Here is a 20,002-nt window from a genome sequence, read left to right as displayed (position 1 = left end):
ATAGGAACCCTCTATTCGTTTTTGAATGACGTCAGAAAATTAGGACTCATTTTATTAATATTGTTAATCCCGCGACGCAATGTTCCCCAGTCTAGATTAGAGGGGATATCATCTATAACAATCAGTTTATCATGTGGCAATAGTTCTGTATTAAAGTTTGTAATAATGATATCGTAGTCAGAAAAATCTTTATGGCTTACCTCATCTAAGAATAAAATAGAGCCAGTATAAGGTGTTATAATAGCTTTACTACCGAAGTTAGTATCAATCATTTTAGTTAAAAAGGCAACATGGTCATTTCCCAGTTCACTCATAACCAAAATGGTTGCTTTTTCTTTTTTATCCTCTAAAAGTTGAGGTAAGTTTTTCCATTTAATCATAATCCAGTAAAGAATCACATAATGAAAACTAGAATTCCAAGGAAACCCTGTTTTTTTCTCCATTGATTTTAATGAATTTTCAACAACATTATTAAGCATAGGAAAGTTCTGTTTAATAGCAATACCATTATAGTAATATTTATCAAAGATAATAAAATTTCTAAAAGGATAGACTTTGTGGAATAGGTAAAGATGTCTCATTGATACTTCTAGTTTTAGTAGTTCTTTGTTGGTTAGTTTTAACCGGAACGCATCTAATATGCTTCTGACAAACTGATCAATTTCTGTGATAATAAGTAATTTTTCATTTTGATCATTCCAAGCATCGAGATGATAGAAGAAAGTGATAATTAAATCATCTAAAACCTCTTGAGTCAGTGTTAGACCATATTCTTGTGCTAAATCTGCCAACAACTCTTCATTGGATTGAAACGCATCTTTGTATTGTTGGGAAATATGTTGGGTAGATAAATGAGTAATAAAAAATCCTTGACTTTGTCTGATAAGACTTACATTAAGAATATGACTGACATGAAGTATCTCGTTTTCATCGAAGCTAAGATCGAGTTTCAATTGATCAATCATATTTTGCACCAATTTGATAGCATTTTTTTTGTTTGATTTAAAAGGCCATTCAGTAACTGAATAGGCTTCTCTAAAAAAACTTGTATAAAAATAACGTACAGAAAATTCATTAACACCGATAATCCGACATGGTTTTTTTTCTAAGTATAAACCATATTTTTCTAATGATGATGAAATAGAATTAGTTATTCTATAGAGTGAAGACTCACTAATAAAAAGGCGCTCTCCCCATTTTTCAATACTTAAGGTAGTATCAAAAAAAACGGATTCCAGTAAGCGGAAGGCATCTGAATTTTTTAGTACATAGCTATAAATAAGTTCAATATGACTGCTTGGCTGTGTTCGTAATCTAACCCCATTTTTTTTAGATGTTTCTATTAATAGACGTGGGTGCCAGTTGTCTTTTAAATAACTGATATCGTTGTTAATAGTACGTAAAGACGCATTGTTTTCTTTGGCTAGGTCATTTGAACTAATCCAATCAGAAACTTCATTGAGCTGTTCTAAAATATGAAGGCGTCTTTGAGTTGGGGCATCTAGTAATTCACGCATCCCCTGTGTCCCCCTTACTGTGAAAAATAGATTTATTTTATGTTATTAAATGTTCGAAATTTAGACATATATATAAAGATACAACATTTTTTGTAAAAAATCTACTGAATAAAACAACATGCCAGATTATTTTAAATAACATATATTAAAAAAACGTTAAAACAGTAACGTTTAGCCCAGAAATTTGGTAGACTAGAGATACTAGATAAGGAGGAATGTAAATTATGTATATGCCATTCTATTATGATCCAACATTTATACTTGTCATCATCGGTATGGTAATTTCAATGTTGGCATCTAATTATATTAAATCTACATATCGAAAATATGAAAAGGTTTCTAACAGAAAAGGATACCAGGCATCGGATGTGGCTCGAATGATATTACAACAATCGGATATTGATAACGTTGGAGTGACGAGGATTTCTGGAGATTTAACGGATAATTATAACTCGCATACTAAAGTATTAAGTTTATCCGATCGAGTATCTGAGTCACGCTCTGTAGCCGCTATTGGTGTAGCAGCCCATGAGTGCGGCCATGCTATTCAAGATAAGGAAAATTATGGGCCGTTAAGATTAAGAGGGGCTTTAGTACCCGTGGTAAATTTCGGAGCGACGTTATCGATTCCGTTAATTTTAGTAGGAGGCTTATTTTTTGGAAGTAGCAGTTTATTAATCAACCTAGGCATTTGGTGTTTTGCTTTAACGTTTATTTTTCAAGTGGTGACATTACCAGTTGAATTCAATGCTTCTAGACGCGCTTTAGCTGTTTTATCCGAAGGTAACATGCTTGATCCGGATGAATTAAGTATGGCCCGTAAAGTGTTAATAGCTGCAGCACTAACTTATGTGGCAGCAGCTATTACGTCGTTACTTCAACTTGTTAGATTAATATTAATTTTTGGAAAACGGAGAAATTAAAGGGTTGCTAGATAGCAAAGAGCGAGATCGTTCATGTTTTTTAAAGCGTACCCAGTACGCTCTGAAAATTTGTCTAACTTATATTGTAGCGTATTTCTGTGAATGAATAGTTTTTTGGATGTGGACGTTAAGTTACCTTGTTCTTGCCAAAGGGTTTTAATAATGTCGCCAAATTCTTCATCTCCTTGTAAGAGATGTTTTAGGTCTTGCATGATAGGACTTTGGGAGATTGCTTGATGAGTCAAGTAATCCAAAGAAATATCTAAAAAAGAAAACACACGGTATTGTTGTTTCGTATAATGCGAGACGATACGTTGTTCTTCTTTGAATTGAGCGATAAATTTTGGTGACAACGGATTAAAATTACCTAAATAAACGTGGGCACGTATTTGAAAATCTTCTTCTAAAGTGAGTAACATGTCTTCGATATAATGAGTATCATAAGTCAATGAGGAATGAGATTCAATGAGGATGCCAGACGTCTCATTAATGAAAAAAGCATCTTCCATCCCATGAAATAATTGAGAGAAATGAGTCAACCAATCACGTTTGTGGGGAGACTCATTTTTTAATTTGAAATGAATGATACGATAAGAGCGGTGGTCATCTATTATAGGAACGTTGCAGTAAAGATACTGATACCAGGAGTGTTTTTTTAAGTCATCGTCTACTGATGTGTTTGGAAAAAGGTTCTGTAACACTTGTATCTCAGTAGGTGTTAGTCTCTCTTTTTTGATGGAAAACCAGGCAGTAGTATCAACGGGTAGGGATAAGATCGTTGTGTCTTTTATGGGATGATTAGACAGGGTTCCTTCCGGATAAATGGTCGTTAATTCTCTTATGTTCATCATATCTCGTTCCCTCCGAATTAGTTTATATATTGATAGTAACATATTTTTAATTTATGATAGAAGTATTAATAGAAAGAAGTGAAAAAATGTTATTAAGACAAGCGTTATCCTCTGAAGAGAAAGAAGGTTTCATGAAAGAAGCCTTATTAGAAGCAAAAAAAGCAGAAATAATGGGAGAGGTACCTATAGGAGCTGTCGTAGTATTAGACGGAGAGATTATTGGCCGTGGTCATAACGTGAGAGAATTTTCTCAAGATGCTACAACGCATGCTGAGATGATTGCCATAAGAGAGGCTAATCGTGCCGTAGGTAGTTGGCGATTAGAACAAGCTTCTCTATTTGTGACGTTAGAGCCGTGTCCTATGTGTAGTGGAGCGATTTTATTATCAAGAATTGATCATGTATATTTTGGAGCGAAGGATCCTAAAGGTGGAACAGTTGGAAGTATTCTTAACTTGTTACAAGATTCAAGGTTTAATCATTCCTGTTATGTAGAAACAGGGATATTAGAAGAAGAATGTGGAAACATCCTTACCCAGTTTTTTAGGAAATTACGACAAAATAAAAAAAAGAAGTAGATTTATTTATCATTGTGCGTTATAATAGTATTTGCCGTAAGGCTAGGACAATGGTGGGCTTGTGAAGCGTGTCAGATCTGGAAGGAAGCAGCACTAAGCGAGTGCCGCCATGTGTCTATAATAAATAGAGGAAACGATAAAGGCGTAAGCCTTATTTTTTTTGCTTATAATTAAAATATTAAAACAAAAGAGATCAGATAGCCATAATAGGATATCTGATCTCTTGTTTGTTTCGTTTAGCCTAGTACTTTTTCGTAGGCTTCAATTTGAGCAAGTAATCGCTGTAATTTAAGTTCATTTTCAATGAAATTGATAGAGTTACCTAGTTCTTTAGAGCGGTTATCTTCGATGCGATCAACTTCTTTTTTAGCATCATTTATCAATGTTACAATCTCTTCTTTTACTAACATGGTAGAGCCTCCCTTAAATTATGTCTATATCTATTGTAGTTCATATACGTTAATTTAGGAAATAAAAAGGCCTAAAAAAAAACTAAGACACCGAGGCGTCTTAGCTCTTTCATTAATCTTCATTAGGATCATCTATCGCATCTTGGTGCGTAGGGTGTACAGTTCCTGGTAAATGATCAGGTCCTGCATATAAAGTATATAATTTCAAAGGAGTATCTCCGATATTTTCCACATTATGCCACATATCAGCAGGAACGAAAATGGCGTCGTCATCAGTGACTTCTTTTTGGAAAGTTAAGTTGTCTTCAGCATCGCCCATTTTGCATAAACCTTTTCCTTCTTCAATACGTAGAAATTGATCAATCCCATGATGAACCTCTAAGCCGATATCATCGCCAGGTTGAATACTCATTAAAGTCATTTGCATTTTAGTACCAGTCCACACTGTTGTACGGTAGTTATCGTTTGCTAATGTCCAATCTTCTACGTTTTCTACTACAGGCTGTTGCCCACGATCTGTAAAATCAAAAGTCATAATTAATTCCTCCAAATAATAGTATTTTTAAAACCTTCTGATATCATCATAACACTAATAATAACTATTTGATAGTAATTATTCTTATTTAATAATTATTATAAATAAAAGAACCTAATCTAAGATTAGGTTCTTTTTAGTTAGTTATTATTTTTAACCTCTTCAAAGGCAGGTAAACCAGCATAGACCTCGTCGGTTAAAACATTTTTTTTCTGTGTTTTAATACGGTAAATGTGGTAAACAAAGACAGCAACGTTAGCAATTAATGCAATGAAACTTGCTGTGAAGAGAGAAGCATTACTGTGAGTGCTTGCTACTGCAAATTGGGATTCCCCAACAAAAGCAGGGAAGGTCATTGTAAACATCATCCAAAAAGCAAGTGTTTGTGCTCTGTGTTGTAACCAAGCGCCTTTTTTAATAAAGAAGGCAGGAATAGTACAAGAAATAAGAAGAGCCGCACCAGCATAAAAGGAATGATCTGAGACACAATTATAAACATAAGCAAAGTTCCATAAATCATAAGCAATAATCCAGAACCACATTTGATCTGCCCAGACCATATCTTTTTGTTTGTTCTTACTAATTTGAATACCCATCCAACCGGAAATCGTTAGAATATTAAGGATACCAGCGACCCCATTCATAATATTCCAAATACCACCGTTCATGAATACGCCGTCCACCATTCCATGCATAGAATAAACTTGGAAGTCGCGTATAACAGCTTCAATAATGTTAATCGCTAAAATTAAAGCAGGGAAGGCCATCATAAATTTGTTATTTTGAGCCCCTTTGATGAAGCGTAATGCTAGGAAACCGAGACAGCCAGCTAAAGCTGAATAGACTTTGACCCAATGAAACCAAGTCCCTGTACTACTACCAGGACCAGCCGTCGTTGGCCAAACAAAGAGTGTTAAAATAAGGGGTAATGCAGTGAATAAAATAATTGCTAACCATTTGTTCATTCGCGCTAGTTCGTTCATGAGCATGAGACCTGCGACGACAACAACCCACATTAAAAGCGAATACCAAGGGATTGATTCGAAAAAGAACATAATAAATTCCTCCTAAAAATAATGTTTGTTACATTATTATCATACGTGGAAATAGAAGGTTTGACTATTGACAATACAGGCTAAATGCCCAAAAATTGGGCATTTACTCCAGTTTGTTTAATTGATTTTTAACGATAAGGTCAATGCTACCAGTTGTGACTCTTTCAATACGTTGTATGACCTGATCTTTAGGTTCTTCTAAGCGTGTTAATAACCAATGTATTACTTGAGCAACAATGCCACGGCCATAAAAATCAGCAATTTCATGTTTTAGGTCATCATCTAAGACGCAACTATCATAAGAGTCAGTCATGATTTGGATAAGCATATTATATGTTATCTGGTAAAGAAAGGTTTCCAATTGGTCTCGTTTTAGTGAATGAAAGGTATTCAAACAAAATTTTCGATTGTTTTCAGTATAATTGAGAACATTTAATAACCCTTGTTTCCAGGATTTAATGTCCTCGAAAGATTCTAGCTGATTAACGATGTCGTTATCGTAGGTCCATTCTAATAACTCATTAATGTCAGCAAAATGATAATAAAATGTGTTGCGTGAAAGACCGGCGTGTTTTGTTACGTCTTGAATAGTTATTTTATCTAGTACCATTGTATCCATAAGGATTTTTAAGCTTTCTGATAAGGCCAGTTTCGTTCGATTCATTTGTCACCATCCCTATAAATTAGTGTGTCTTTATTATAGTCTATTTAGATTAAATAATGAATGCTTAGAAGGATAATATAAAAGAGACAATCGCTTAAAGAGTCTTGGTGTATCAACAAAAATAGGTATTTAAATAAAAAATACCTAAATAAAATAAGGGAATGTTCGTGTTTAACCCTTTGGTATGTAAGGGTTTTCTCAAGGTATTAATTTTACTAATAGAAAACATAATTTTTGTTAAGTAGTAAAAGTTGGCAAATCGCCTTAGTATTTAGGTGTCACCAATATTACTTAAGGAGAGATAAAAATGGCTACTTTAGAAGAAGTAAGAGAATTTTACCCATTAGATTTATATGCCTTTGCAAAGGACTTAACGGAAGGTGAGTTCACAGTACTTAAAAATTTACGTAAAGTATTAGAAGAAAGCGTAAAGCCTGTTGTCAATGAGTATTGGGAAAAAGGAGAATTTCCTTTTGAAGCATTTGGCGAAGTTGCTAAAGTTGGTATTATGAATAGTCCATTGTTATTTGAAGGTCGTGAAGGCGAACGTAAGCCAAGCGAATTATATAATGCGTTTTTATACTTTGAATTAGCGAAATTAGATGCTTCAATCGCAACATTCTACACTGTACATGGTGGGTTATGTTATAACACTATTTTACAAGGTGGTAGCGAAGAACAAATCGAATATTACGCACCAAAAATTGCCTCATTTGAATGGCAAGGATGTTTCGGGTTAACTGAACCTGATCATGGTTCTGATATTGCCGGTGGACTTGCTACTACAGCAGAAAAAGTTGGCGATAAATGGGTCTTAAACGGAGAAAAACGTTGGATCGGTGGCGCATCAACTGCTGATGTATTACCAATTTTTGCCCGTGATACTGCTGATAACAAGATTAAATGTTTCATCGTTCGTGGTGGATCTGAAGGTCTTAAAGTTGAAAACATTAAAGAAAAAATGTCATTAAGAGGTGTTCAAAATGGACACATCTACTTAACAAATGTTGAAGTTGAAGAAAGCGCTCGTCTAGCTAACATCAACGGATTCAAAGATGTTTCTCGTATTTTACGTTCTACAAGAGCGGATATTGCTCATTTAGCAACTGGTATGAGTATTGGTTCTTTAGAAGCAGCGGTTAAATATGTGACTGAACGTGAACAATTTGGTAAAAAAGTAGCATCATTCCAATTAGTTCAAGAAAAATTATCTCGTATGGAAGCTAACGTTGTCGCATCAATGGCATACTCTGTCCAATTAGCTAAATTACAAGAAGAAGGTTACTTCTTAGAAGAAAACTCAGCATTAGCTAAAATGCATAACGCTTTAAGAATGCGTGAAACAGTATCACTAGGCCGTGAGGTTTGTGGTGGTAATGGTATCACTTTAGGTTCTGATGTAGGCCGTTTCTTCGCTGATGGCGAAGCAATTTACTCTTATGAAGGAACACATGAAATTAATGCTCTTATCGTGGGAAGACACTTAACAGGTGTTGGAGCATTCGTTTAAGCAACGACCAAATTATTGTAAAAACTCTCTAAAATAATAATAATAATCAATGTGAAGTTCTAAAATATAAAAATACAAGGAATAACCTACTGTTAAGTAGGTTATTTTTTTGCTATGATATGTTATGAAGGATTGATACAGTACCATACTAAAAACAGTAAGGATGATAAAATTGGATATACAGCAATTATACTATTTTATGAACATCGTTGAATGTGGTTGTAATCTATCACTTGCAGCAAAAAAAATACATATTACCCAATCAGCTTTAAGTCAGTTAATTATCAATTTTGAGACCAATGAAGAGCTGGTTTTATTTTATCGAAAAAATGGGCGTTTAGATGCCTTAACCCCTAGTGGCGAAAAGTTATATGCTTATGCCCAACAAATTACAAAGATGCATGAACAAATGAATGAAATGGTAAGAAAAGAAGCGGCTAAACAGAAGGGGACCATCCGAATTGGCTTGCCTTCTCTGATTCTACGTATCTTTTTCTCTTCCTTTTTCCCTAAATTTACGTTAGATAATCCAAATATTCAAATTGAAATTGTTGAAGGTGGAAGTAATTTTCTTCGTAAAATGTTGTTCCAAAATGATTTAGATTATGCTATTTTAATTGAGCCAACAAGCCTAGATCCAAAGAGCTTTGAAGAACATGTGATTCAAATTGATGAAATGACAGCCTTTGTATACCATGATCATCCATTGGCAAACAATAAGCAACTATACTGGGAAGAATTAGAACCCTACCCTCTAGGAACATTTAACGAAAGTTATACGACCAATGAATTAGTTAAAAATAAATTAGCAGAAGTAAAAAGCAAAGCAGAAATTAAGTTTGAATCATCCTCATGGGATTACTTAGTGGAAGCAACCCAGGAATCTAAAATAGTAACGATTCTACCATCGCCTATTGAGCGGACAGTAGACAAGTCCTTGTTTAGAGAAATTCCATTTAAAGACCCCATTCCTTTCAATGTGTTGTTATGTCGCCCGTTGAAGGCGGATTACAGTGATGTAGAAAGTTTGGTTTACGAGTCAATCTTAAGCTACTTCTATCAACCTATTATATAAAACAACCTTAATCAGTTGTTTTTTTGCGTTATTTTTCATAAAAAGTACCTATAACTTGCCATCTTAGTTAAATTAATAGGATGGAATAGCAATTAATTAAACCTGGAAACCTATTAGTTTTACTAATAGGTAAAATAATATTTACTTGTTAGATTTTTCTGTCTATAGAGGATAGAATAAGGGTGTAAAGAAATAAAGCGCTTTGAAAAAATAGGAGGCAATAACAATGAAAGAAGTAGTCATCGTTTCTGCAAGAAGAAGTCCACTAGGAAGCTTCGGCGGAAGTTTAAAAAATATATCAGCAGTTGATTTAGGAGCTAAAGTAGTAGAGGAATCACTAAAATCAATTAACTTAGATCCAGCGTTAGTTGATGAAGTTATCTTAGGTAACGTATTATCAGCCGGTTTAGGACAAAACGTTTCTAGACAAGTCGCTATTAAAGCTGGTATTCCTCAAGAATCATCAGCATTTACTATTAATAAAGTCTGTGGTTCAGGTCTTAAAACAGTTATTTTAGCAGCACAATCAATTATGTTAGGTGATAATGAGATTGTTGTGGCTGGTGGTACTGAAAGCATGAGTCAAGCAGCTTACGTATTACCTAATCACCGTTATGGACAAAGAATGGGCAACGGAACCATCGTTGATACCTTAATCAAAGATGGTTTATCAGATGCTTTCTTCGATATCCACATGGGAATCACAGCAGAAAATATTGCTGAAAAATATAACTTCACCCGTGAAGAACAAGATGCTTTCTCAGCTAAAAGCCAAAACAAAGCAGAAGCAGCCGTTAAAGGTGGCCGTTTTGCAGATGAAATCGTAGAAATTGAAATTCCAGTGAGAAAAGGTGAACCTGTTATCTTTGATACAGATGAGTTCCCAAGATTTGGAACAACAAGTGATTCATTAGGGAAATTAAGACCTGCTTTCAAAAAAGACGGAACAGTAACAGCTGGTAACGCATCTGGTGTTAACGATGGTGCAGCTATTTTAGTAATGATGAGTCGTGAAAAAGCAGAAGAAATGAATTTAGACATTCTAGGAAGTATTTCAGCTTATGCAACAGCTGGTGTGGATCCTAAAATTATGGGGACAGGTCCAATTCCTGCCACCCAAAAAGCATTAGCAAAAGCAGGCATGACTGTTGCTGATTTAGACTTAATCGAAGCAAACGAAGCTTTCGCAGCTCAAGCAATGAGCGTTATGAAAGACTTAGAATTAGATGAAAGCATTACGAACGTTAATGGAGGAGCTATTGCTTTAGGTCATCCAATCGGAGCAAGTGGGGCACGTGTCTTAGTATCACTTATCCATGAAATGAAAAAACGTGACGCTAAAAACGGTCTAGCAACACTATGTATCGGTGGCGGACAAGGTATCTCATTAATTATCAAACGTAATTAATTAAATTATTAGAGGAGAGATGTAAGTGGAAAGTAAGACAACTTTAATCGAAGCAATTGATGAATTTTCCAAAAATGAATTGAAACAGGCGGCAAGGTACTACGACCAAATGGAATCTTTTCCTACTAAACATGTGGAGACGTTGTTCAGTTTTAATATTTTAACTCAATTACATGATCCAAAAAGTTATGTGAGTTATGAGGATTATTTAACGATGATTCGATTGGTTAGTCAAAATTTTCCTGCGTTAGGGAGTATCTTTTTAACACAGGAAAGCCACTGCATCTGGCCTTTGATAACTTTTGGTACAGAGAGACAAAAGAATAAGTATTTAGAAGATTTATTAACAGGGGCGATGTACGGAAGTTTTGCCTTAAACGAACCTGTAACAGGCAGTGAAATGGATGAAATGAGTACTGTTGCAGTAGAGACAGATGAAGGTTGGTTATTATCTGGAAGAAAAGAGTATATTTCAAATTCTCCTATAGCAAGTGTTTTCTTGATTGCAGCAAAAACAAAACGATTAAGTGGTGACGAATCCTTCGGAGTGTTTATTGTTGAACGTAATCAAGAGGGAGTAACTGTTGGTGAAACTGAGAAGAAAATGGGGATTAAAGCACTACCTGTTGCAGGAGTGACACTCTCAGACGTCTTAGTTGATGCTAGTATGCTATTAGGTGAGGAAATTAACGGCTTGAACCAGGTAAGATCTATTCTTAATCGTAACCGATTATCTGTAGCAGCACAGTCATTAGGGATTGCAGAAGGGGCTTTTTCAAGAGGTCTTGAGTATGTTAGTTATGAACGCAACCTAGGAAAGCGCTTAATCGATCTTCAAAATACGCAATTTCAATTGGCAGATATTCAAACACGTATCTTCGCAACCAAAGCATTATTGACACAAGTGATTCGAACAGACGACCAAAACAGAAGATATGTAGCGATGACGAAACTAACCTCTTCAAACTTAGCAATTGAAACAGCTGAGAGTATCATCAATATGACAGGAGGCTACGGTTATATGCGTAGCAATGATATTGAACGATACGTAAGAGATGCCAAAATTACCGCTATCTATGGGAGTTCGTCTGCAAGATTAAGACGCTTAATTGCCAAACCTTGGGTCGACAAAAAATAAAAACAATAGGTGATAAAAAATGGAAATTAATAAAGTAATGGTCATTGGATCAGGTCAAATGGGCAGCGGGATTGTACAAGTATTAGCAACAGCTGGTTACACTGTGTACATGAACGATATTAAAGAAGAATTTGTTAACAATGGTTTAGCTAAAATTAAAGGATTCTTAGACAAATCAGTGTCACGTCAATCAAAAACACAAGAAGAAGTAACAGCTATTTTAGAACGCATTATTCCTTCAACAACATATGACGATGCTAAAGACGTTGATTTAGTGATTGAAGCAGCCACTGAAAACAAACAAATTAAATTATCTATCTTTAAACAATTAGATGAAATTGTACCAGAACATACTATCTTAGCAAGTAATACATCATCATTATCAATTACTGAAATTGCAGCAGCAACGAATCGCCCTGAAAAAGTAGTAGGGATGCATTTCTTTAATCCAGTACCATTGATGAAATTAGTTGAAATTAATCATGGTTTAGCAACAAGTGAAGAAACAGCTAAAACAATTGTAGAAGTATCAGATAAAATTAGAAAAGTATCGATTGATATTAAAGATTCACCAGGTTTTGCGGTGAACCGTATTTTAATCCCAATGATTAACGAAGCTATTTTTGTATTAGGTGAAGGCGTAGCCACAGCTGAAGAAATCGATGAAGCGATGATGTTAGGTGCAAATCACCCAATGGGACCATTAGCCTTAGCGGATTACATTGGATTAGATACATGTTTAGCAATTATGAACGTATTATATGAAGGATTCAATGATCCTAAATACCGTCCAGCACCGTTACTTAAAAAATATGTTGAAGCAGGTTGGTTAGGAAACAAAACAGGTAAAGGTTTTTACGCACACAACAAAAAATAAGACAATAGAATAAAGGAGCAGATCATCGTGGGAAAATACCAATATTTAAGTTTGACTGTTAAAGATGGTTTAGGAACATTAACCATCGAACGTCCAAAAATGCTAAATGCATTAAGTACAGACGTATTAAAAGAGTTGGATAGTGCTTTAGATGATGTGAAAAGCGATGCATCTATTGATGTATTGTTAGTAACAGGTTCAGGTGAAAAAGCCTTTGTAGCTGGAGCTGATATCTCTGAAATGAAAGATAAGAATGTTTTTGAAGGCCGTGAGTTTTCAAATTATGGTAATCATGTGTTTGCCAAATTAGCAACACTATCTGTCCCAACCATTGCCTGTGTGAACGGCTTCGCTTTAGGTGGCGGTTGTGAATTGGCTTTATCATGTGACATTCGTATTGCAGCAGAAAATGCTAAATTTGGTCAACCAGAAGTCGGATTAGGTATTATTCCTGGTTTTGGTGGCACACAAAGACTGGCTCGTTTAGTTGGTTCTGGTATCGCTAAAGAACTTATCTTTACAGGTAAAGTGATTAATGCTGAAGAAGGATTACGTATTGGACTTGTTAACCAAGTAGTTGCTCTTGATGAGTTAGAAGCGGCAGCAACTAAAATGGCAGGCATGATGCAAAAAAATGCAGCATTAGCGGTATCTTTAAGTAAAGAAGTCATTGATCGTGGGTTAGAAATGAGCCTAGATAATGGATTAAGACTTGAAGCGGAAGTCTTCGGCTCTCTTTTCTCAACAGAGGATCAAAAAGAAGGCATGGATGCTTTTGTTAATAAACGTAAACCTACTTTTACAAAAAACTGAAAATTTTGAATATTCTGACTATATAAGGAGAGTTTGACATGAACTATCAAACAATGTATCAAGACAAATTAGTAAGTGCCAAAGAGGCAGTATCTGTTATCCAACCAGGAGATGGTATCATTTTTCCAATCATGCCTGGTGAACCACCAGCGTTATTGGACGCAATGAGAGAGTTAGATACTCTTGAAAATAATAGATTATACCGTATGTTACCAAGTTTCCCGATTGTGGATGTAGAGAAAGCAAAATTACAACAAATCTCTATTTTCTTATCAGGAATGGATCGTAAAGCGATGAATGCTGGAATGGTTGACTTACTACCTAATCACTTCTCAGATATTCCATCAATTTTAAAACAGCGTGAAGGAGATCATGCAGTGATTATGGCCACTGTTTCTCCAATGGATGAGGATGGGAACTTTTCATTAGGAACCAGCCCGTCTTACGTTGCTTCAATGATTGCTGAAGCCAAAACAATTGTTCTTGAAGTAAATAAAAACATGCCAAGAACGTTTGGTGACAAAAACACGATTCATATTAGCCAAGTTGCTGCTTTGATTGAGAATGATGTGGACTTGCCTGAATTAGGTAGCCCAACATTGAACGATAATGATTTAGCCATTGGTAAAGAAATTGCTGCCAAAGTGAAAGATGGCGACACACTACAAATTGGTTTTGGAGCTATGCCTAATGCAGTTATGGAGTACTTAGTCGATAAAAAACACTTAGGCCTACATACAGAAATGCTACCAGAAAAATTAGTTGATTTAGCTGAAAAAGGCGTGATTGACAACTCACAAAAAGAAGTAGATAATGGTAAATCAGTTGCAACATTTGCGATTGGAAGTAAACGCTTATATGATTTTATGGATAACAATCCAGACATCTTAATGCTACCATGTGATTACACTAATAACTTTGATGTAGTGAGTCAATTAAAGAACCTAGTGGCGATTAACTCAACGGTTGAAGTAGACTTTTTAGGTCAATGTAACTCAGAACGAGTAAAAGGCTTCTATTATTCTTCAACAGGTGGACAAGCTGATTTTATGAAGGGTGTCCGTTTAACTGAAAATGGCACAGGTATCATTTGTCTTTATTCAACAGCTAAAAAAGGTGAAATTTCAACGATTGTTCCGACTTTATTTGAAGGATCTCCTGTATCAACGTCTAAAAATGATATTGATACAGTAGTAACAGAATATGGTAGTGCGGTACTGAAAGGTTCGACTGTATTTGAACGTACAGAACGTTTGATTAATATTGCTCACCCTAAATTTAGAGATGAGTTAATAGCGAAAGCGAAAGAAATGCATTACATGTAAACACTCAACTAATAGGAGGCAGAAAAATGGATACATTATCTTTTCATGATATGACATTGACGTGGTTAGAAGGAGGTACAACGGCTTTGGATGGTGGCGCGATGTTTGGCGTTGTCCCAAAACCAGTGTGGACAAAGAAATACCCTTTTAACGAAAGAAACCAAATTGAATTACCAACAGATCCAATTTTAATTCAATATTTAGGTAAAAACTATATTATTGATGCTGGAATGGGAAACAATAAATTATCTGAGAAACAAAAGAAAATCTTTGGTGTTTACCGTGAATCCGAGATCAATGAAAGTTTGGCTGAATTAGGTTTAACCACAGGTGATATCGATGGCGTATTAATGACCCACATGCATTTTGATCATGCAACAGGTTTAACAACTCCAAATGAACAAGGTGAGTACGTATCTGTTTTTCCGAATGCCACTATTTACGTTCAAGAAATTGAATGGGATGAAATGATGCATCCAAACATTCGTTCTCAAGCGACTTACTGGGCATACAACTGGGAGCCGATTGCAGAACAAGTCCAAACCTATGGTGCGTCTATTGAGGTTGCACCAGGTATTAAGATGACGCATACGGGTGGTCATAGTAATGGGATGGCTGTTATCACGTTAGAACAAGAGGGTGAAACAATTATTCATATGGCGGATTTAATGCCAACACATGCCCACCAAAATCCTTTATGGGTACTAGCTTATGATGATTATCCAATGACATCAATTGCCAATAAAGAGCGTTTATTAAAAGAGGCTTATACCAACAAATACAGATTTATCTTTTATCATGACGCATTTTATCGTATGATACAATGGAGTCAAAATGGTAAAGACATGATTGATAGTCTTGAGCGTAGTCGTGAAAGATTTATTGATTAAAATTTTTAGGAGGATTTAGATGTTAAGAAAAGGTTTAGCAGAAGTAATTGGTACATTTTTCCTAGTATTCATCGGGACAGGTACCGCAGTATTAAGTGGAGAAGTAGTTGGAACACTTGGTATTGGTTTAGGATTTGGTTTAGCTATCATGGTAGCAGCCAACACAATTGGAAATATTTCAGGGGCTCATTTAAACCCTGCTGTAACATTAGGTTTCTTGGTTAACAAACGCATGTCAGCTAAAGAGTTTGGCGTATACTTTGTTGGTCAATTAATCGGAGCACTTCTAGGAACAAGCTTATTACGCTTAATTTTAAGCATGACAAGCTTAGGAACAGATAACTTAGCTCAAACAACATATGGTGATATTTCAACAATGGGAGCTTTCATTGTAGAGATGGTTCTAACATTTATCTTAGTGTTTGTTATTATGACAGTAACAAGCAAAGACAAAGGAACAACTTACAATGGTTTAGCTATTGGTTTAACATTAACAATGTTACACTTTATCGGAGTGCCTTTAACAGGTATGTCTGTTAACCCAGTGAGAAGTATTGCTCCAGCATTATTTGTTGGTGGCGACGCTATGTCTCAATTATGGTTATACATTGCAGCACCTCTTGTTGGTGGTATTTTAGCAGCAGTGGTTGCTAAAGCGTTACTTAACACAGAAGAAAATTAGTAAAAAGCATCGCCTAGTTAAATGGCGATGCTTTTTTTATTGTCTCAATTAGCAAAGTATCTTTAATCCCCTTAGAAGAAAGAGCTGTTATAGCTGCAGAGAGAGGGCTAGACTTTTCTGGCTGGGTCACTTCTTTAAAATAATGGGCTGTTATTTTAGGGAAATCAGAACCGGATTCATTAAGGGCTCCTCCGCACAGAATAACGGGTAATGAGTCAATGTTGCTCAAAAATTTCTTACGTTCAGCGGAAGAGATGTGTTCAGATAATAAAGGCAAATCTACTACGATAGTGCCTAACTCCCCAGTTAAAAGATAGTCAGTCACGAGGTTGAGTTGATCTGGCGTATAGATTCTTCCTATTTTAGTACTTTTTACAGGTCCACCAATCAAGACCGTTTTAATTTGTTCTTCTATACTAACCGGAGTAAGTAAATAAGCCCCTTTAGAAGAGTGCTGTTGGACTGCTGTAAAACAGGTAAACCCAAAACTAGTATGCCTTTGGAAGCATTGTATGTCTAACTGGCATCCGATGTTGGATGAGTCTGATATTGTAAGTGATGTTGGTGTCATAACGTGTTCCTCCTTAATACTTATATTATAGCTCAAATAAAAAGAAATAACCTCTAGAAGTTATGAGCTAAGTTTGACACTATGAGGTAAAAAAGGTAAGGTAAAAGAGAGACAAATAAGAAATCTCTGTGTGATAAAAGGCGTAATTAAAGGATAAAATAATAATTATTTCCGTCATTTAATAATTAAGTTTTATTTTATAACTAGTTATGTGTATTCTTCCACATCAAGAGAGAGGTTATGACACAGTATAGATGTTTTAGCACTTTCCTTGGTGAGAGTGTTTTTTATTTAGATATCAAATAAATGGGGGTTTTGTGTATGGCTAAAGAAGAGCAAGCGAGTGGCAAGAGCGGAGACTTGAAAAAACTTGCTAGATTATCCGATCGAGAATTGATGATGGAATTTAGAACATCACCTAATGGTTTGACGCAGGAAGACGCAGAAAAACGGTTAGAAGAATTTGGAGAGAATAAGGTAGATATACAAAAACCAAAGGCTTGGTACAGAGTATTTATTGAATCGTTCATGGATCCATTTATTTATGTTTTGATTGCGTTATTAGTTGTTTCGGCTTTAACGAGAGATTATGAAGCCGTGTTTGTGATGGGAATAATGATTCTTGTGAGTGCGACTATCCGATTTGTTCAAGATTTCAAAGCACAAAAAGCGTCATTGGCATTACAAAACTTGGTAAAACATACCTGTGCAGTAAAACGAGACAACGTAACCAAAGAGAGACCGATGGAAGACGTTGTTCCAGGAGATATTGTTTATTTATCCGCAGGAGACATGATACCAGCAGATAGCATTTTGATATGGACGAAAGATTTGTTTGTTAATCAGTCTTCATTAACGGGTGAATCCATGCCTGTCGAGAAATTAGAGGCGGACAAAATCAAACAAGATTTAACGGATGACTTATCTGCGATTGATTTAAATAATTTGATATTTATGGGAACTGACGTATTAAGTGGTCAAGGTGAAGCAATCATCTTGAAAACTGGTCAGCAGACATTTTTTGGTGATATTGCTAAACACGCCAGTACAACAAGGGCCTTAACTAGCTTTGACCAAGATTTGAACCGGATTAGTAAACTGTTACTTAGAATGGTATCAATCCTTTTCCCGGTGGTCTTCCTTATCAATGGCATATCTAAGGGAGATTGGACACAGGCGTTCTTCTTTGCTATTGCTGTAGCAGTAGGATTAACACCTGAAATGTTACCAATGATTGTGACAAGTAATTTAGCTAAGGGCTCCCAAACATTAGCTAAGAAAAAAGTGATTGTAAAAGAATTGAATGCTATTCAAAATTTAGGGTCAATGGATATTTTGTGTACAGATAAAACAGGTACGATAACAGAAGACCGAGTTGTTTTAGTTGAGCACGTGAGTCCAATGGGAGATGACGATGATAATGTACTAGATCTAGCCTTTTTAAATTCTAATTATCAAACTGGTTGGAAAAATCTAATGGATCATGCGATTATTAATCACTATGAAACAACAGAAAATAAGATTAGTTTAGAATCCTTAGAAAAAATTGATGAAATACCGTTTGATTTTTCAAGACGACGTTTAACCGTTGCGTTGAAGCGAGACGGGCATCAAATTATGATTACCAAAGGGGCCGTTGAAGAAATGGCTGAGGTGTGTTCTCATGTAGAAATTGATGGAGAGGTCCTACCATTAACTGAAGAACTATTAGCTCAAATGAACGATGTCAATCGTCGCATGAATGAAAATGGCATGCGTGTGATTACGGTGGCCTACAAAAGAGACGTACACGATTCTCCTATATATTCTGTTTCAGATGAACAAGATATGATTCTTGCAGGATTTGTTGGCTTTTTAGATCCAGCGAAGCAATCAGCTATCACGGCTATTTCATCTTTACAACAACATGGTGTGACAGTCAAAGTTTTAACAGGGGACAATGAAATTGTCTCTCGTAAAGTGTGTGGAGATGTAGGTATTGCTGTGGATAAAGCATACATAGGTTCAGAATTAGATGCCATGACGGAAGAAGAATTTAAACGAGCTGTCCATGAAACCAATCTATTCGCTAAATTAAACCCAATGCAAAAATCCCGTATCATTAAGACATTACAAGAAGCAGGACATTCCGTAGGGTTTATGGGAGACGGCATCAATGACGCTCCCGCACTAAGAACCGCTGATGTGGGAATTTCGGTAGATACGGCTGCAGATATTACAAAAGAGGCAAGTTCCATTATTTTATTAGAAAAAAGTTTAACAGTATTAGAAGATGGGGTAATAGAAGGGCGTAAAGTCTTTAAGAATATGATGAAATATATCATGATTACCATTAGTTCTAACTTTGGTAATGTCTTTTCTGTATTAGTTGCCAGTGCGTTCTTACCCTTCTTGCCAATGATTTCTATTCAGCTCTTGGTTCAAAATTTGATTTATGATATTTCTCAATTGGCTATGCCTTGGGACAATGTAGATGAGGAACAAATTTTAAAACCAGTCAAATTTACTACAAAGAATCTATTGAAGTTTACTCTGTTTATCGGACCGATTAGTAGTATTTTTGATATTGTGACCTTTGGCGTGATGTGGTTTGTGATTGGGGCTAACACAGTAGCAGATCAAGCGGTGTTCCAGTCAGGGTGGTTTTTAGTAGGATTAATTAGTCAAACCTTAGTTGTGCACATGATTAGAACAGAAAAAATACCATTCATTCAAAGTCGAGCTAGTAATTCTATGATGGTTATGAGTTTGCTTTCTGTCTTAACGGGATTACTGATTATCTTCGTCGAGCCGTTAAGAACAGCTATTGACTTTGCACCGCTCCCTGCAAATTATTGGGGATGGTTAGTTGGTATCATTGTCTTATATATGGTGCTGATTCAATTTGTTAAGAAGATGTACATCAAAAAATTCAACGATTGGATTTAAAATAAAGTGATTTAATTCACTATCTTTTGTTCATTTTTTTGACAAAGAAAAAAAACAAAAACACATGATTGTCTTTTTCGGAGACTTTTATGTGTTTTTTTTACCCCTTTTTTATAATAATACAGTTTAATTAACTAAAACAAGGGATAAAATCATTGAGTCAAACGCTTTTTAGCGCATTTCTGAAAATTGATATATAACAGAGGTCTAAATGTGTTATAACAGATTTGTATCTCTTTAACGTGAATTAAA

19 protein-coding genes and 1 other RNA gene are annotated in these 20,002 nt (G+C 35.5%); 13 read left to right on the top strand and 7 right to left on the bottom strand.

The genetic code is table 11. The annotated features are described in order from the left end of the window. Positions 1 to 11: 11 nt before the first annotated feature. Complete coding sequence (locus ACVWM0_RS07485; protein WP_476472018.1) at positions 12 to 1,517, bottom strand: helix-turn-helix domain-containing protein; 1,506 nt, start codon at positions 1,515 to 1,517, stop codon at positions 12 to 14. Positions 1,518 to 1,741: 224 nt separating this feature from the next. Between ACVWM0_RS07485 and ACVWM0_RS07480 the strand changes: the two genes are divergently transcribed. Continuing rightward, on the top strand, positions 1,742 to 2,440 hold the full coding sequence (locus tag ACVWM0_RS07480; RefSeq protein WP_476472017.1) for a zinc metallopeptidase: 699 nt from the start codon (positions 1,742 to 1,744) through the stop codon (positions 2,438 to 2,440). Here ACVWM0_RS07480 and ACVWM0_RS07475 read toward each other — a convergent pair. After that, positions 2,437 to 3,291 (bottom strand): PucR family transcriptional regulator, encoded by an 855-nt coding sequence (locus ACVWM0_RS07475; RefSeq protein ID WP_476472016.1) that lies wholly within the window; start codon positions 3,289 to 3,291, stop codon positions 2,437 to 2,439. The genes ACVWM0_RS07480 and ACVWM0_RS07475 overlap by 4 nt on opposite strands. Positions 3,292 to 3,377: 86 nt before the next feature. Here ACVWM0_RS07475 and tadA point away from each other — a divergent pair, with 86 nt between their 5' ends. Together tadA and ffs are read left to right on the top strand one after the other, a co-directional pair. Next, positions 3,378 to 3,869, top strand: a complete 492-nt coding sequence (gene tadA, locus ACVWM0_RS07470) for a tRNA adenosine(34) deaminase TadA (protein WP_476472015.1) — start codon at positions 3,378 to 3,380, stop codon at positions 3,867 to 3,869. 40 nt (positions 3,870 to 3,909) lie between these two features. Then, positions 3,910 to 3,993, top strand: an RNA gene (gene ffs / locus ACVWM0_RS07465) — signal recognition particle sRNA small type. Between the two features lie 112 nt (positions 3,994 to 4,105). Here ffs and ACVWM0_RS07460 read toward each other — a convergent pair. The 4 genes from ACVWM0_RS07460 to ACVWM0_RS07445 form a co-directional block, all read right to left on the bottom strand. Next, positions 4,106 to 4,279 (bottom strand): hypothetical protein, encoded by a 174-nt coding sequence (locus ACVWM0_RS07460; protein WP_476472014.1) that lies wholly within the window; start codon positions 4,277 to 4,279, stop codon positions 4,106 to 4,108. Between the two features lie 112 nt (positions 4,280 to 4,391). Then, a complete protein-coding gene (locus ACVWM0_RS07455; protein WP_476472013.1) occupies positions 4,392 to 4,814 on the bottom strand; it encodes a cupin domain-containing protein in 423 nt (140 codons plus the stop codon). A gap of 140 nt (positions 4,815 to 4,954) precedes the next feature. Continuing rightward, positions 4,955 to 5,869, bottom strand: coding sequence for a DUF5692 family protein (locus tag ACVWM0_RS07450; RefSeq protein ID WP_476472012.1), 915 nt, complete (start codon positions 5,867 to 5,869; stop codon positions 4,955 to 4,957). A 103-nt stretch (positions 5,870 to 5,972) separates the two neighbouring features. Further along, positions 5,973 to 6,533 carry a TetR/AcrR family transcriptional regulator C-terminal domain-containing protein gene (locus ACVWM0_RS07445; RefSeq protein ID WP_476472011.1) on the bottom strand — a complete coding sequence of 187 codons (561 nt, stop codon included), beginning with the start codon at positions 6,531 to 6,533 and terminating at the stop codon, positions 5,973 to 5,975. 307 nt (positions 6,534 to 6,840) lie between these two features. Here ACVWM0_RS07445 and fadE point away from each other — a divergent pair, with 307 nt between their 5' ends. From fadE to ACVWM0_RS07400, 9 genes are all read left to right on the top strand, one after another. Then, entirely contained in the window at positions 6,841 to 8,043 is a 1,203-nt protein-coding gene (gene fadE / locus ACVWM0_RS07440; RefSeq protein WP_476472010.1) for an acyl-CoA dehydrogenase FadE, read from the top strand. 172 nt (positions 8,044 to 8,215) lie between these two features. Then, a complete protein-coding gene (locus ACVWM0_RS07435; RefSeq protein ID WP_476472009.1) occupies positions 8,216 to 9,118 on the top strand; it encodes a LysR family transcriptional regulator in 903 nt (300 codons plus the stop codon). A gap of 226 nt (positions 9,119 to 9,344) precedes the next feature. Continuing rightward, the gene (locus ACVWM0_RS07430) at positions 9,345 to 10,526 is read left to right on the top strand and encodes an acetyl-CoA C-acetyltransferase (protein WP_476472008.1); all 1,182 of its coding nucleotides are present in this window, start codon (positions 9,345 to 9,347) and stop codon (positions 10,524 to 10,526) included. Between the two features lie 25 nt (positions 10,527 to 10,551). Beyond that, positions 10,552 to 11,664, top strand: coding sequence for an acyl-CoA dehydrogenase family protein (locus ACVWM0_RS07425; protein ID WP_476472007.1), 1,113 nt, complete (start codon positions 10,552 to 10,554; stop codon positions 11,662 to 11,664). Between the two features lie 19 nt (positions 11,665 to 11,683). Next, a complete protein-coding gene (locus ACVWM0_RS07420) occupies positions 11,684 to 12,541 on the top strand; it encodes a 3-hydroxybutyryl-CoA dehydrogenase (protein WP_476472006.1) in 858 nt (285 codons plus the stop codon). Positions 12,542 to 12,568: 27 nt separating this feature from the next. Then, positions 12,569 to 13,354: an enoyl-CoA hydratase-related protein gene (locus tag ACVWM0_RS07415; RefSeq protein ID WP_476472005.1), complete on the top strand. Its 786-nt coding sequence runs from the start codon at positions 12,569 to 12,571 to the stop codon at positions 13,352 to 13,354. A gap of 38 nt (positions 13,355 to 13,392) precedes the next feature. Then, entirely contained in the window at positions 13,393 to 14,679 is a 1,287-nt protein-coding gene (locus tag ACVWM0_RS07410) for an acetyl-CoA hydrolase/transferase family protein (RefSeq protein ID WP_476472004.1), read from the top strand. A 26-nt stretch (positions 14,680 to 14,705) separates the two neighbouring features. After that, complete coding sequence (locus ACVWM0_RS07405) at positions 14,706 to 15,569, top strand: YtnP family quorum-quenching lactonase (protein ID WP_476472003.1); 864 nt, start codon at positions 14,706 to 14,708, stop codon at positions 15,567 to 15,569. A gap of 19 nt (positions 15,570 to 15,588) precedes the next feature. Then, complete coding sequence (locus ACVWM0_RS07400; protein WP_476472002.1) at positions 15,589 to 16,251, top strand: MIP/aquaporin family protein; 663 nt, start codon at positions 15,589 to 15,591, stop codon at positions 16,249 to 16,251. 13 nt (positions 16,252 to 16,264) lie between these two features. On the opposite strand, the gene ACVWM0_RS07395 is transcribed toward ACVWM0_RS07400, so the two are convergent. After that, positions 16,265 to 16,822 (bottom strand): bifunctional hydroxymethylpyrimidine kinase/phosphomethylpyrimidine kinase, encoded by a 558-nt coding sequence (locus ACVWM0_RS07395; RefSeq protein WP_476472001.1) that lies wholly within the window; start codon positions 16,820 to 16,822, stop codon positions 16,265 to 16,267. Positions 16,823 to 17,143: 321 nt separating this feature from the next. Between ACVWM0_RS07395 and mgtA the strand changes: the two genes are divergently transcribed. Further along, entirely contained in the window at positions 17,144 to 19,750 is a 2,607-nt protein-coding gene (mgtA, locus tag ACVWM0_RS07390; protein ID WP_476472000.1) for a magnesium-translocating P-type ATPase, read from the top strand. The last annotated feature ends 252 nt before the right edge of the window (positions 19,751 to 20,002 follow it).

The organism is Vagococcus sp. 211, assembly GCF_056322705.1.
The sequence above is the reverse complement of the archived record's forward strand: the minus strand, read 5'-3'. Positions and strand labels throughout refer to the sequence as shown.